At 40.1% G+C, this 14306-nt stretch carries 12 protein-coding genes; all 12 read right to left on the reverse strand.

Annotated elements, in window-relative coordinates:
• Positions 1-27: 27 nt before the first annotated feature.
• Positions 28-861 (reverse strand): carbohydrate ABC transporter permease, encoded by an 834-nt coding sequence (locus tag ACK8P5_RS13465; RefSeq protein WP_422656789.1) that lies wholly within the window; start codon positions 859-861, stop codon positions 28-30.
• A complete protein-coding gene (locus ACK8P5_RS13470; protein WP_422656790.1) occupies positions 858-1739 on the reverse strand; it encodes a carbohydrate ABC transporter permease in 882 nt (293 codons plus the stop codon). The genes ACK8P5_RS13465 and ACK8P5_RS13470 overlap by 4 nt, the downstream gene beginning before the upstream one ends.
• 99 nt (positions 1740-1838) lie before the next feature.
• Positions 1839-3131 carry an ABC transporter substrate-binding protein gene (locus ACK8P5_RS13475; RefSeq protein ID WP_422656791.1) on the reverse strand — a complete coding sequence of 431 codons (1293 nt, stop codon included), beginning with the start codon at positions 3129-3131 and terminating at the stop codon, positions 1839-1841.
• A gap of 305 nt (positions 3132-3436) precedes the next feature.
• Positions 3437-5011, reverse strand: coding sequence for a response regulator transcription factor (locus ACK8P5_RS13480; RefSeq protein WP_422656792.1), 1575 nt, complete (start codon positions 5009-5011; stop codon positions 3437-3439).
• A 1-nt stretch (position 5012) separates the two neighbouring features.
• Positions 5013-6782, reverse strand: coding sequence for a sensor histidine kinase (locus tag ACK8P5_RS13485; protein ID WP_422656793.1), 1770 nt, complete (start codon positions 6780-6782; stop codon positions 5013-5015).
• Positions 6783-6868: 86 nt separating this feature from the next.
• On the reverse strand, positions 6869-7522 hold the full coding sequence (locus ACK8P5_RS13490; protein WP_422656794.1) for a M48 family metallopeptidase: 654 nt from the start codon (positions 7520-7522) through the stop codon (positions 6869-6871).
• Between the two features lie 79 nt (positions 7523-7601).
• Positions 7602-8717 (reverse strand): GerAB/ArcD/ProY family transporter, encoded by a 1116-nt coding sequence (locus ACK8P5_RS13495; RefSeq protein WP_422656795.1) that lies wholly within the window; start codon positions 8715-8717, stop codon positions 7602-7604.
• Positions 8718-8745: 28 nt separating this feature from the next.
• Positions 8746-8979 carry a hypothetical protein gene (locus ACK8P5_RS13500; protein WP_422656796.1) on the reverse strand — a complete coding sequence of 78 codons (234 nt, stop codon included), beginning with the start codon at positions 8977-8979 and terminating at the stop codon, positions 8746-8748.
• An 8-nt stretch (positions 8980-8987) separates the two neighbouring features.
• Complete coding sequence (locus ACK8P5_RS13505; protein WP_422656797.1) at positions 8988-10190, reverse strand: Ger(x)C family spore germination protein; 1203 nt, start codon at positions 10188-10190, stop codon at positions 8988-8990.
• A gap of 13 nt (positions 10191-10203) precedes the next feature.
• Entirely contained in the window at positions 10204-11763 is a 1560-nt protein-coding gene (locus tag ACK8P5_RS13510; RefSeq protein ID WP_422656798.1) for a spore germination protein, read from the reverse strand.
• Between the two features lie 161 nt (positions 11764-11924).
• Positions 11925-12785, reverse strand: coding sequence for a methyl-accepting chemotaxis protein (locus ACK8P5_RS13515; RefSeq protein ID WP_422656799.1), 861 nt, complete (start codon positions 12783-12785; stop codon positions 11925-11927).
• Positions 12786-12812: 27 nt separating this feature from the next.
• Positions 12813-14270, reverse strand: a complete 1458-nt coding sequence (locus ACK8P5_RS13520; RefSeq protein ID WP_422661474.1) for an aldehyde dehydrogenase family protein — start codon at positions 14268-14270, stop codon at positions 12813-12815.
• Positions 14271-14306 lie beyond the last annotated feature (36 nt).

Raw genomic sequence — 14306 nt, forward strand, 5'->3', positions numbered from 1 at the left:
CTTCCTCCTTAGACGAGTTCAAATATATTATCCTTTTACTGCACCAGCCACTACACCATCAATAATGCTTTTCTGCATGATGAGGAAGAAGATGACCAGTGGTAAAGTGGATAACACCAACATGGGGAAAAACGATGTCCAATCCGTAGAGAATGGACCGACATTTTTGTAAACCTCTTGAAGCAAGACCGCTTTATTCGGATCCTGTAAAAACAAGAGAGGTGTTAAGAAATCGTTCCATATGGCTAATGCATCCAAAATCGCCACAGTAGAAACAATCGGTTTCAGAAGCGGGAATATAATGCTCCAGAAGGTTCTAAATGTACCGTATCCGTCAATGCCTGCTGCTTCTTCGAGCTCGATAGGGACTGTGTTAATGAATCCGCGAAAAAGGAATATGGATAAGGGAAGATTGATACAAAACACATCAATTAATATGACACCAGGCAGTGTATTCATTAAATGTAAACCCGCAATGATTTTATACAGCGGGATGATCGCAATTTGAAAAGGGATAATGAGTCCAACCATAAAGATGGCGAACATCCATTTAAAGATCCGCTTGTTGCTTCTTGCAATAACATAGGCTGCCATTGAAGAAATCAGCACAAGGACAACAACGGCAATACCTGTAATCAAAAAGTTGTTCATAAAGGCCCGTGGATAATTCATGGCATTAAACGCTTCGATATAGTTGCCTAAACTTAAGCTTTTAGGAAGTCCAAGCGGACTTTCTGTCGCTTCAGCGGGTGTCTTAAATGTAGTTACAAGCAAGTAATAGATAGGGAGCAGCATGACCGCACCGATGATTGCATACAGAAGGTTCATGCCCATAGATTGTAATTTTCTCGTTTGGCTCATGCTATTTTCTCCTCCCATTTGTTTAAGAAGAAGGTGATTAATTGGGTCAGAACGAAGACGATCACGAAGAAGACGACGGCAAATGCCGAAGCATACGCGGTACGTCCGGAATTAAAACCTTCCCGGATCAGCGTGGTCATGATGGTTTCGGTTGCATACCCCGGTCCACCTTTTGTCATCGCGAATACGACGTCAAACACCTTTAGACCACCAATTAGACTCATAAGGATATTGAATGATGCCGCAGGATATAACAGTGGAAGCGTAATCCTACGAAAAGTCTGAATCTTACTAGCGCCATCAATGTCTGCAGCTTCATAGAGCGAAGAGTCGATGCTTTTTAGATTGGCGATATAGATAACCATGCTCCATCCTGTCCACTGCCATACTTGAGTGGCTAACACGGAATATAGTGCAATCTTTCCATTTCCAAGCCAATTGACAGGCGCACCTCCAAAAAATTGGATGATATTATTTAAAAGTCCGTAATCGGCAGAAGTCATAATATATTGGAACAGAAAACCTACCACGAGAATACTGAGCACTGCAGGTAAGAAGAAAATCGACTTAACCATGTTAGCCATGATCCCTTTTCGGTTAAGCAGTACTGCAAATACGATGGCAAGACCATTTTGGATGACGGTAATGACTAAAGCATATGTGACGGAATGCTTGATCGCCGCAATATTCTTCGTGTCATTAAATAAACTTACGTAGTTATCCAAACCTACAAAATTATAATTTGGCTTATATACGGACCAATTGGTTACGCTGTATCCGAAACTCATGACCGTCGGTAAAATGAATAACATTAGAAAACCGATGAAAGCCGGGAGTATCATTAATAGGAAAACTCTGTCTCTTCGTTTAGCATTCACTGGTGTCTCTCCTCCCCTATTTAAGCCAGAGAGAAATAAAAACCGGGTAGCTCTGATTCAAGCAGCCGGTTTCTATTTCGCACAAGGCTCATTCTCTCTTTATTTGAGCGATTCGCGCATGGTCTGATTGATATTATCAGCATCTCCAAGCGCTTGTTTCACCGTTTTAACGCCGGCTACAACTTCTTGAAGTGACTTTCCATAGCCTTCTACCACGGGGTTACCTGAATCCCATGCTGCTGTCCATGGAGCGTATACATTACCCGCTTTAAAGGCTTCTTCACAATCAGCATAAATCTCACCTAAATCTACTTCTACACCTTTCAAGAAAGAGCTACCCGCATTGTCTTTAATTAGTGCTTGTTGCGCTTCTGGTGTTGCTGTTAAATCTAGAATTTGAAGCACCTCTTCTTTATGCTCAGTATTAGCATTTACTGCAAAAGCAGATCCAGGTCCTCCTACAAGCCAGCCGGGACCTTCTTCTGAGCCAGGGATTGGGAACATACCTAGTTCGAAATCTGGACTTTTCTCCATAATCGTTCCGACAGCCCAAGGACCACTTTCCCACATCGCTGCTTTACCTGTTGCAAATTCATCTAGTGCTTGGTCATAACTTAATCCGAGCATATCCGGTTTCAGAATACCTTCCGTGATTAACTGAGACCATTTCTCTACAGCAGGGAGCCATGCGTCTGCAAGTTTGGCTTCTCCTTTATTGAATTTCTCGTCAAAATCCTTGTTATCCGGGTTGGAATAAAAATCATTGTTTACAAGCCCAATACTTTGTTTCATCATTGGTTCCCAAGATTGTGCGCCCATCGTCTGTGGTTTAATGCCTTTATCCGCTAACTGCTTATGGATTTGAATGAACTCATCAAAGGTTTTCGGTACTTCGATTCCATGTTCCTGGAACATCTTTTTGTTATAGAAGATACCTTCATACCAACTCTGAAGCGGTGTAGCATACACTTTTCCATCTAGAGAGTATGGTGCTAAACCAGCATCCGCATACTTCGATGTAAAGCTTTCGTTCGTCAGGTCCATAAGGAATCCCGCGTTAGCTAGTAACCTAGTCTCACCACCGACTTCAATAATGTCAGGACCTTGTCCAGCTTGAAGCTGAGAATTTAAGACGTTGTTGAAATTATCAAGTGCGACAAATTCAAATACAATCTTAATGTTAGGCAGCTTCTCATCTAGCATTTTTAAATAAGTCGCCCGGGTAGATTCCGCATTGTATCCCATGATCCGAATCTCAACCGGTTCCTTCACTTCCTTATCCTTCCCATCCGAGCTGGATGATTCACCTTTTGGTGTGCCACTTCCACAGCCAGCAATCAGAGCTGGAATCATGGTCAAGACTAGTAGCATAGATAACCATTTTTTCTTCATGTGTTGTATCCCCCTTTTAAATGCAAACCGTGTTTCTTGTTATATCATACCAGTGACACATTGATGTTCGAATAAACTGTATTCCGTTTGTATAGCATTAAATTAATGTGTTTTGGCAAGTTGTAAGCTGTTATCGACCGAAAAATGAAAGCGATTGCAGAATATTACGCCTCCTTTATCGTTTCTATCACTTTATTACGATCTGATTCAAATCACAGAAAAGGCTTACCCCGAGGTCAAAAGCTTAGATTACCGGAGGGTAAGCCTTCATAGGATTATATATTAGCTGTTTCAGTAGCACTCTATTACGTTTCTGCAGCCCGGTATTCATTCGGTGTCTGCCCGGTGCTTTTCTTAAATAACTTCGAAAAATAACTAGGATTGTCATATCCGACCATATAGGCGATCTCATAACTTTTATAATCGGTTGTTCGCAGCAACTCTTTGGATTTCGTTAGCCGAATTTCGGTCAGATACGCCCACAGATTCCAGCCTGTCTCACGTTTGAATAAATAGCTGAAGTAATTTTTACTTACAGAAAGCTCTGAGCATATCTCTTCTAATGAAAGGTTACGATCAAAATTATCATTCAAATAATGAATACCTGCTTCCACTAAGTCACTATACTGTGGCCGGATTGTCTGCGAAGTCTCGCTCGAAAGAAGCTGTAATATTCGGTTCATGAACCGGCTCATTTCATCAGCTGTAGATATATCCGATATATCCTGATAGCTCATATTAAGGATATATTGTTGTTGCTCTTTTAAATGATTTTTCTTAATAAGTCTCTCTCGAATCGCACAAAAAGCGTTGTAGTAGAAATCAATAAACAAATGAAGAGAGGCAGGGTCCGATTTACAGGATAGTAACAAGACCTCCTCGATAATGCGTGCGGCTTCTCCCGCTTCGTTCTGATTCAGATATTCGCCCAACTGCTTCGTATAAGCTAAAAAATCTATCTTCTGAAATGTTGTTTCGACGATATTGTAGCCGTACCCGAGAACATGCTCTTCTCCAATATAAGCACTATATCGGTTTAGATCTTCTAAACGTTTATACGCCTCAGGAAGTTCACTCAGCAGAGAGCCACGAGAACTGAAGCACACTCGAACATCCATACGAATATCCTCTGCGAAGAATGCTATCATCCTCTTTGCGCATTCAGCCAGCCATTCATAGGAGTACTCACCAGTAAGAATTGCTGACCAAGCATAATCCTTGTAATCAAACACAATAGAAGGACCGAACTTATCCATAACATTGGACATTCGATCCATGATGAACCCCATCTGTGCGTCCAGCTGCAAACCATTCTCGATATAGTCGTTCATCGACTGGTCTGTCAGATTAAAGCTGAACAACGTGTACGATTTCAAATCTAAACCGAGGCTGCTCACGCTTTTTCCTGCGGCAAGCAGGTTGGCTCCATTGGTCATAAATCGCTGTATGACTTGTCTGTCATGTTCCATACGATAGTTTACCGCGTTCTTCTCCGCTGTTTTCTTGTCACTGATCTTAGCAATGATCTTCTTTAAGGTCTGCTCAAGCTCAAGTTCATCAATCGGCTTCAAAATGTAATTCGTACATCCGAGCTCAATTGCTTTTTTCACATAATCAAAATCCGCATAAGCGCTGATTAGAACGAATTCAGCTTCAGGATTTGTAACTCTAGCTTTTTTTATAAATTCCAGTCCATTTAGATTAGGCATTTGAATATCCGTAATGATAATGTTCGGGTCATTCAAGTGACATAGATTGAGCGCTTCTAATCCATTCTGGGCTGTACCTACGATACGGATGCCAAGACTCTCCCAATCCAGAATATTCTCCATCATTTTAATCGATAAAATTTCATCATCTGCAATGATCGCTGATAGCATTTTAATCCTTCTTTCGCTTCGGTATTGTAATGACAATACTTGTATTCATGCCCTCTCTGGACAGCATTTTGACTCCAGCTTGCATACCAAAACAGCTTTTCAATCGTTGATTAAGATTAAGTAGGCCGATACTCTTGTTCTGTTTGTATGTATCCTGACTTGCTAGGATATTGTTGATGTGTTCTACTTCGGCTGAATTGACAACAGAACCATCATTGGTGACAGCTATATAAATCTCATCGCCTGCATCTTCTACAACGATCGATAGATTGCCTTCCCGGCGATCCTCAAAACCATGCTCAATAGCATTCTCAACTAAAGGTTGAATCATCAGTTTTGGAACCGGATAATGGTCGAGATCATCATCACAACTCAAGCTGTAAATAATCATGCCATTAAATCGAATATTTTGAAGAGCTATATAATTTTCTGTATAACTTAATTCCTGTTTCAGTTCCACAAGATCATATGGATTGTATACGGAATACGATAATATTTTTCCGAGTAAAGTCGTTGCCTTTGAGATTGATTCGGTATCGCCGCTGATCGCCATGGATTTAATGGATTGTAGTACATTATTCAAAAAATGAGGATTGATCTGATGCTGAAGCACCTTGAGTTGCTCACTTGCCAGACGTTTCTGCTCCTCAACAATATCGTCAGTTAATTGATTAATGTTCTTAAGCATATGTTCAGCTGTTTCAGATATTAGGTTAATCTCCATACTCTTTGACTCTTTGAAGGAAATGTCCCTTCTTCCAGAAGCAATCTGATTGAAGCGCTGAAGCAGACGCTGCATAGGGTTTAGTATAGATTTTGATATAAGTCCAGACAACATAATGACCAATATGCAAGCGATTACAATCATAATGATAACAAAGGTCGTATTGGTAGATTTCATATCCTCTATTTCCGTAAGCGGCATAATCCCTAGAATCGTCCAGCCTGACACTTGTGAAGTTTCGTTAACGACTAGATATGATACCGGATGTACATCACTCTTGGCAACTGTAAAAGACTTATCTCCATTAGCTAGCCCCTCACTGATTCTCTCTTTCTGCACGCTTGAAAGACTACTGTTGTTTGAAAAATAGACAGGATTTATTCCATCATAGATCGCGATTTGCATATTTCCTTGTCCACTTTTATCCGAAATAATAGGGTCAATATTAAAATCACTCATTAAAAAGGCACGACCCGCTGCATAATACTGATTCGCATTTATAATCGGTGTAATAACGGAAACGGTATTTCGGTTGTTATGATCCAATAGGTAATCTGCTGGGTGAAAATTCGTAAACCGTATATATTTCGTATCAATATAATTGGCGTCATTGAACCATTCTTGTTGATCAAAACGGTACCCACGAACAGGTGAACTTCCATAGTAGTATAAATACTCATAATCATTACCTATGATCAATGCGTTCGTTATATTGCCTAGTACATCAAGCTGCTTAATCTTGGATGAAACTTCTCGTTGATTATAGAGTTCAACAGCATAATCTACTTCCTGCACACTGTTGCGATAGGTTACCGCTTTTATGATGTCCTGGTCGTTAGCTACAATTTTCGACACCGTTATAAGCTGATCCAAGTAATTATCAATTAATGAGATATTCGCTTTGACTACTTTGTTGATCGAATCATAACTCTGATTCTGGTAACTCGATATATTATAGTTCAAAATTAAGCTACCAAAAATCACAATCAAAACGATAAATACGGCAGAAAAGCTGATTATCATCTGCTGACGTAATGATACTTTCACTCTATGCCTCCCCCCTCATATGCAACATAAGAAATAGAAGACAGATTCCTGCCTCCTTATCCATTTTAACAACAGGTTATTGAAGATTATAATGTCATCGCCTGACCATACCTAGCCAGGTATTCTTCTTTTGATTTATAATCCTTCATTACACTTCCAACAAGGCGCCAGAATGAACGATCGTGATTCATATGTAATAGGTGACAGAGCTCATGAATGACCACGTAGTCAATGACTTCTACAGGGGCCATGGCCAGACGATAGTTAAACGTAAGGTGCTTAGCTGAGTTACAACTTCCCCACTTCGTCCTAGATTCCTCAATTACGAAAGATTTAGGGGTAACTTTCAGTTGTTTTTGATAGATTTTGATGCGTTCCCCAATAATTTTCTTACAGCTTGCGAAGTAAAATTTCTTTAGGTCTCGTTGAAGCTCTTCGATACTCCGATCGCTCGTTTCGATCAATTCATGAAGGGCATAGTACTTTCCTAAATGAAGGAATTTCCCTTCTGACTCGTATTCTTTTATTAGTGTAACTGTGCGAGCAGCTTCTAAAGCTTGTAATTGCTTCAAAATCTTATCTGCATGTTGTCTTACTGCATTCATTATCACTTCATCAGCTGTTCGAGTTGGCGCTTTCACCGTAACCCAGCCATTAGGATCGATATGAATGGATAATTTCTTTCGTGAGCCGTACTCTACATGAAATTGAATTTCTTGTTGTCCTATATTTATTTTCATGATCAACATCGTTTCTATAAGGTTTTTCTTCTATTGTAGCAGAATTAAGAAAATTGTCCTTATCAGATCGTAACGATGGTTAAACAGATTTGTTTTTCTTTTTTTGATGTCGATCTTTCAGAAGTTTTACAACCAGCAGAAATAACGGAAGAATTATGCCTACACAAGTGATTGATGCAATCCAATCCGAAGAGTTGAATTTAGCTTCATAAATTGAATTAGGGAATATATCGACGGATATAATCAATAAAATAAACCCCAACGGCAGAAGCACAGCACGATCACTCTTCAATTTAGCGATATGAACAAAACCGGAGACAGAGGCGAAGAAATAAAGCGACAATTTTACAAACGTCGTGATAAGCCACATAATAGCTACGATGGCCTCGACCCTTTCTAGAAATTTTCCAACGCTAATCTTTTGAGCAAGATAGTACACAGGAAATTGTTGTATAGAAGTTATGTTATATCCTAGGACCAATATCGTTAACGCTACGACAATGAATGTAATTCCTCCACCCATGAACACAGCTCGATAGAAACCTTTGCGCCCTGATTTTGGCTTCTTCAGATATCTCGGGATAACAACTAAGAAAACTACCAGTGGTGTATATGTAATACTAATGACCAGTAAAATAGAGTAGATTAAATGATTGGTTTCAAAGTTAAAGAAGGGTTGAGCTTTCTGAAAATCAATCTGAGGCGACAGAAATACAACCATTAGGACGAAGAAAAGCACAAACATGGGGAAGAGCAACTCCACCATGCGAGCAAATATATTCAGACCGCATCGTATGGCAGTGACGACAAGTATTGCGAACAATAAATTGATAAATAAAATGGGGGTTTCCGGCATAATAACTGTCGTAATAAATCTTCCTACATCGTATAGTACCATGGCTGAAGCAAGAAAGAAGAATCCACTCACAAGAAAGGTAACTACTCCTCCGATCCACTTTCCTAATACCGATTCACATAATTCGAATAGCGTTACTCCAGGAGCTACCTTGTTAATTCGATTATATAAAAACACAATGAGTAGCCCGGGTACCAATGCAATCAATGGCGCAAGCCAAGCATTTTCTTTCAACTCTGTGGCTAGTGCTGCAGGCATAATTAGAATCGTTGTACCTATGGTATATAAAACAACCAGTATTTGAAACTGGCGGAAACTAAGTGGTGATGGTTGTTGCATACAAAGACTCCTTTCTTAGAATTTCTTATTACTGAAGCATTCGTATCAGATCACTGATGGGTTTAAACAACCCGCTAATCAAGTACAGTGGGGTTGTATGATATACTTTAAAAATTTTTGCCAAGCCTAAGACAATAGCTACCGCCAATAAGCTTATAAATATGAAAATATCCTTCTTTTTTCTTGTGTTTCGAAGACCAGGCATTTCAATCCAATATAAGAATCCTGCAGCCACAATAAATCCAATCACTTTAATTGTCATGATACGCCTCACTCTTTTATCTTCTCTAAGAAGGAGCCATCTGTCTTACCTGTATTACTTAATTTAACAGAAGCTTTAACCGTAATTGGAATTGAACTCAGTCTTTCTCCCCAGCCCTCTTTATATCTCTTCCAAGTGCTAGGACTGGCGCGATTAATATCCATACCCAAGCCGATAAAATCAGACTTAAGCAAGTTCGCTTTAGCAAGTGCTTTATTAACCTTATCTTCAATATTTTTTTCGGTTAAATCCTCTAATTGGGAAATTGTATCTACCTTAGTAAGATCTATACGTCGGCACAAGACTTCTCCAACATTTCCTTCAGCCTCTACTTTGATAAGGATTTGAAACGATTCATCTTTCTGTTCTACTTGAACCTTACTTATAGTTCGAACAAGCTCAATGGACAGTTCCCCATCCTCTTCAGGGCATGAGATTGCTTTTACGGTACCCTTTGTTTTACCTGTGATATAGTTATATCCTTTGCTCTCATCTTCATCGAGCCATCCAACTAATTTATCCCCGCGGAACACGGCAATCCCCTTGTACTCTAGTTGAGCATAAGGCTCGGTCACCTCTAAATTTTCCTTTTTATTTGCTTTCTCTTTGTCTCCAATATATTGAATACCTGTGATGGCAGGAGATTTCCCCTCTGTCACAAGATCAGATACCAGATCGTCTATTTTGTACGTTTCAGTGGCAGCGAAGAAACGGCTGGACATTTCAAGGGAAGTAAATAATTTGTGAGCTGGAATATTCTCAATCGTCGTTAGCCCCTCTAAAATTTCTTTGGCCGTGCTATGTCTAGCGATTGCAATAAAGTAATCAGCTCTTAACTCATGATCACGATATAAAAATTCCGTCACATTAGCGATCCCCTCTGTTTTTGCGGTTTCTTCTCCGACAATAAACATACTTAAATGTGAAAAATAAATTTTACGCGCTGCCACCGTTGTCATCTTCCTTAGAGCTGCGAAAATAGTCTCCCCTGTCTCTGAATAGATCGTTACAGGTGCATGGCCACTTCCTTTTTTCGCCGTAATTTCACCTGGATCTACAACTTGTACCGTAACCAAATATCCTTCATCTACTTTGTCGACCCCCATTCCCGCTGCAATCAATAAATCATTGACTTCTCTTCGATTCCAACACCCTGTTAAAACAAGCAATACACAAATGGATATGAAGATGTTTCGGATCCGTTTAGACACCAACTTTATCTCCTTATCTTCTTTTGAATTTCTTCCCGATGGATTGCGATTGCATCCGAAGACCTACTTTAGGCAGCCTAAATAAACTATCCTTTTGATCTTCTAGATTAAAGGGGGCAAACGGAGCCATATAGGGCATACCAAACGACTTGAGACCACACAAATGGATGAGGATTAAACCAATTCCAATAAAAATCCCATATAAACCAACAGCTGCCGCTAACGCCATTAGCGGGAACCTTAATATTCTTACAGCAATCCCAAAATTATAAGAAGGCATTGCGAAAGAAGAAATAGCCGTAATTGCAACAACGATAACCATTTCAGGGGATATTAATCCCGCTTCTACAGCTGCTTGTCCGATGACAAGTGCCCCCACAATTGACACGGTCTGTCCAATCGCTCTAGGCATCCTTACGCCTGCTTCTCTTAAGATTTCAAATATCGTTTCCATAAGCAGCGCTTCAATAAATGCTGGAAATGGTACTCCTTCTCTACCTGCAGCAATGCTGATAATTAGAGGTGACGGAAGCATCTCCTGATGAAACGTAGTTATTGCAATATATAGGGATGGCCCAAGCAAGGCTATACAAAAGCACAACGCGCGAAGCAATCGAAGTAAACCAAAGTCAGCACGTTGATAGTAGTCTTCTGCTGCTTGAAAATACTGTATAAACAGAGCCGGAACTAACAGAACAAACGGAGTACCATCCACTAGGATAGCTACCCTTCCTTCCATCAGTCCTGCAGCGATAACATCTGGACGCTCCGTATTGTATATCGTTGGAAAAGGCGTTAGGGTTCGGTCTTCTATCAATTCCTCAATATTGCCGCTCTCCAAGATCCCGTTAATATGGATATCGTCCAATCTTCGAGTGACTTCTTCCACCACTTTGTCCTCTACGATCCCTTTGATATACATAATGGATACACTTGTTTGAGATATCGTGCCAATATTTTTAGTTTGTAACCATAAGTTTGGATTTTTGATTTTTCGTCTAAGTAAAGCTGTATTTGTTCTTAGGCTTTCAGTAAAGGCGTCTCTCGGTCCTCTAACAACAGTCTGGTCTTCCGGTGCTTCTACACCTCGTCCTTCAAATCCTAATGTCCCAGCAGAAATTCCGAGGTTATATTGATCAATAAGAATGACTGTATTACCATTTAATAATGAAGATAATAAATCATTGAAAGTCGACAGTTCTTTAATCTCTGCTATCGAAACCGCATGATTTTTCATTTTCATATAGAGATCTTGAGCATCTGAGATATCTTGATTCTCACCCATAACGTCCTTACTGGTAAGTGTGCGAATAATAAACTCTTGTATCATCGTTGTGTCTGCTAATCCATCAATAAATAGAATGGCTGCTTGGTGTTCTGAGCCTTGGATTCCCACATTGAATTTTCTTGTAATAAGATCTGTGCTATTTCCTAAAGACTCCTTAACAAATTGTAAGTTTACTTCAAGATTTTCAGAGAATTGTTCACTTTGCTTCATGTTGCTGCAATAGTCAGAGTTGTTAGAAGGTTGTGCTTTTGTCTTGTTCTTCCTATTTTTTGTGAATAATCTCAATGAAAATCCCTCCTGTTTACCTTTCAGTATTTCCTTCAGTCATGAAACTATGCGAAATTATTCCAATGTTCACTTAGAACTTGATAAAAAAAAGAGCCGCAAGCATGCGGCTCTTAAATAACAATTAGATGATTACTTCTATATAAAATGTAATCCTTACATTAACTCCTTGTATCTTCTGTATATAAGGTTTCTTCTGCTACTTGCGCGAGTTCTTCCGCCTTATGACTGATTTCCTCTATTGTTGACGAGAATTCTTGAATTGCTCTTGACTGATTACCGGTTAGCGTATGAATATCGGAAAAAGCATTGTTTAGGCGGAGTAACAGCTCCTGAATATTTTTAGTGATACCATTAATTTGATCGACGTTATCTTTAGAACTCGTCGCAAGCTTCCGAATCTCATCCGCTACGACAGAAAACCCTCTTCCAACTTCCCCCGCTCTAGCTGCTTCAATAGCAGCGTTAAGACCTAGCATATTACTCTGATCGGATATCTCTTTAACGACAGTAGAGATCTTGCCGATCTGTTGCGCACTGGTGCTTACATCGTTCATTTGATTGGTTACATCCGTAACACAGTTTGTCAGATGAGATACAGATTGACTAATCTCCTCAATGGAAGCCGTTGTTTGTTCAACAATTGCAGAAAAGCTCTCAGCCATTTCGAATAGCTTGTTTGCTTTCTCCAGGCTTGTTCCCATGCCTACACCGCCGATCACATTGCCTTGATCATCGTGCAAAGGAATAGCTCGGGCTGCCAGCGGAAATCCGAACAATTCTTTCGGAACGACCGCAGTCAACGAAGTATTGTTTCGAATAGCATTCGTAACAATATCACCCTCTACTAAAGGGTCCCCTGGTGTCACATTCAGTGAGAACGTTTTGCCTGGTATATTGATGATTAATTTCTCCGTGTCATAGATACCAATCGTAATATCATCATTCGTGAGGTTATTAAGCAGTGGTGCTATTTGTACAAATGCTTTAATAAGGTCATGCTGTGTTTGTTCTTCGGTCATGTCAATCACTGCTTCCTCTCCATCCTATTAGTACGGAAGTTGTCTCTGTCCGTAGTTTACTGAAATCCATTTCATCGTAGTGAACTCATCAAGACTCCAAGATCCATTCAACCGGCCTAGACCTGACTGCTTCTCTCCACCGAAGGCAACAATCGGTTCGTCATTAATAGTTACATCATTAACATGGATCATGCCTGTCTGAACTTTTTTGGCCATCTCTACACCACGTTCAACATTGGATGTATGGATCGCTCCACTTAGACCGAAACGCGTATCGTTCGCTATATTGATAGCTTCTTCCTCTGTTTCGAATGGGATAATGCATACAACTGGACCGAATAATTCTTCCTGTGCCACAGTCATTTCCGGCTTAACATTCACGAGAATAGTTGGTTCGACCAATCTGCCACTGATTTTACCTTTAACTAGAGGAACAGCACCTTCCTCAATTCCTTGGGCGATCAGTTTCTCCAAGGTATCTGCTTGACGGTGGTTAATAACGGGACCAATAATCGTTTGCGGATCACTTGGATCACCTGTAGTAAGTGTTAACACCTTCTCCTTGAACTTATCTACGAAATCCTCGTAAATCGTCTTCTGAACGAGAATCCGATTAGCAGACATGCAAATTTGCCCCTGATGTGTAAATCTGCTGAATGTTGCTGCTTGAACTGCGTAATCAAGATCTGCATCATCCATAATAATAAAAGCACTGTTTCCACCTAGTTCAAGTAGTGGCTTCTTAAAGTTTTTGACCGCCAATTGACCAATATAACTTCCCACCTTCGTTGAACCTGTGAAGGAAATAATTCTCGGGATCGGATGCTCGACGAACGCATCACCTATCTCCTTAATATCAGTTACCACAATATTCAATAGACCTTTTGGAATACCCGCCTCTTCGAATATTTTACCAATCAATGTCCCACCCGTGATCGGTGAATCTTCATGTGGCTTTAACACGACCCCGTTACCAGCACCTAATGCAGGAGCTACGGATTTCATAGACAGGAAGAAAGGGAAGTTAAATGGACTGATGACCCCAACAACACCTGCAGGGAATCGATATAAGCGGTTCTCTTTACCATTCTCTGTGGAAGGTAATATCTTACCTTCCATTCGGAGTGGGAACGTAGCTGCTTCTTTGATCATATTCTTAACAAGACCTATTTCAAAAGCTGCCTTAAGATACGTACCGCCTAACTCCTGAACAATAATAGATGAAATTTCGGACTCATGAGCTTCAATATATTTCACAGCGTTCTCAAGGATATCCCTCTTCTGATAAGGATTAACCTGATCCCACGCAAGCTTTGCTTGTTGAGCAGCCTTATAGGCATCATCGATATCATCGACATTAGCAATTTGAAATTCAGTAATGACTTCATCATTATAAGGATTGATATCCACCATTCTAGTGGCGCTTCTCCCATCTCTCCATTCTCCACCAATAAATTGCTGACCAAGCTTTGAGTAATCCATTATATAACCCTCCTAAGTAAGTGAAAACATATGTCCATT

This window comes from Paenibacillus sp. EC2-1, from assembly GCF_049311625.1.
GTDB lineage: Bacteria > Bacillota > Bacilli > Paenibacillales > Paenibacillaceae > Paenibacillus_AQ.

What these genes read in the sequence shown, in the direction of transcription:
- ACK8P5_RS13475 (WP_422656791.1), bottom strand. Translation starts at nt 3,131, where the DNA reads ATGAAGAAAAAATGGTTATCTATGCTACTAGTCTTGACCATGATTCCA.
- ACK8P5_RS13500 (WP_422656796.1), bottom strand. Translation starts at nt 8,979, where the DNA reads ATGACAATTAAAGTGATTGGATTTATTGTGGCTGCAGGATTCTTATAT.
- ACK8P5_RS13465 (WP_422656789.1), bottom strand. Translation starts at nt 861, where the DNA reads ATGAGCCAAACGAGAAAATTACAATCTATGGGCATGAACCTTCTGTAT.
- ACK8P5_RS13490 (WP_422656794.1), bottom strand. Translation starts at nt 7,522, where the DNA reads ATGAAAATAAATATAGGACAACAAGAAATTCAATTTCATGTAGAGTAC.
- ACK8P5_RS13495 (WP_422656795.1), bottom strand. Translation starts at nt 8,717, where the DNA reads ATGCAACAACCATCACCACTTAGTTTCCGCCAGTTTCAAATACTGGTT.
- ACK8P5_RS13515 (WP_422656799.1), bottom strand. Translation starts at nt 12,785, where the DNA reads ATGACCGAAGAACAAACACAGCATGACCTTATTAAAGCATTTGTACAA.
- ACK8P5_RS13480 (WP_422656792.1), bottom strand. Translation starts at nt 5,011, where the DNA reads ATGCTATCAGCGATCATTGCAGATGATGAAATTTTATCGATTAAAATG.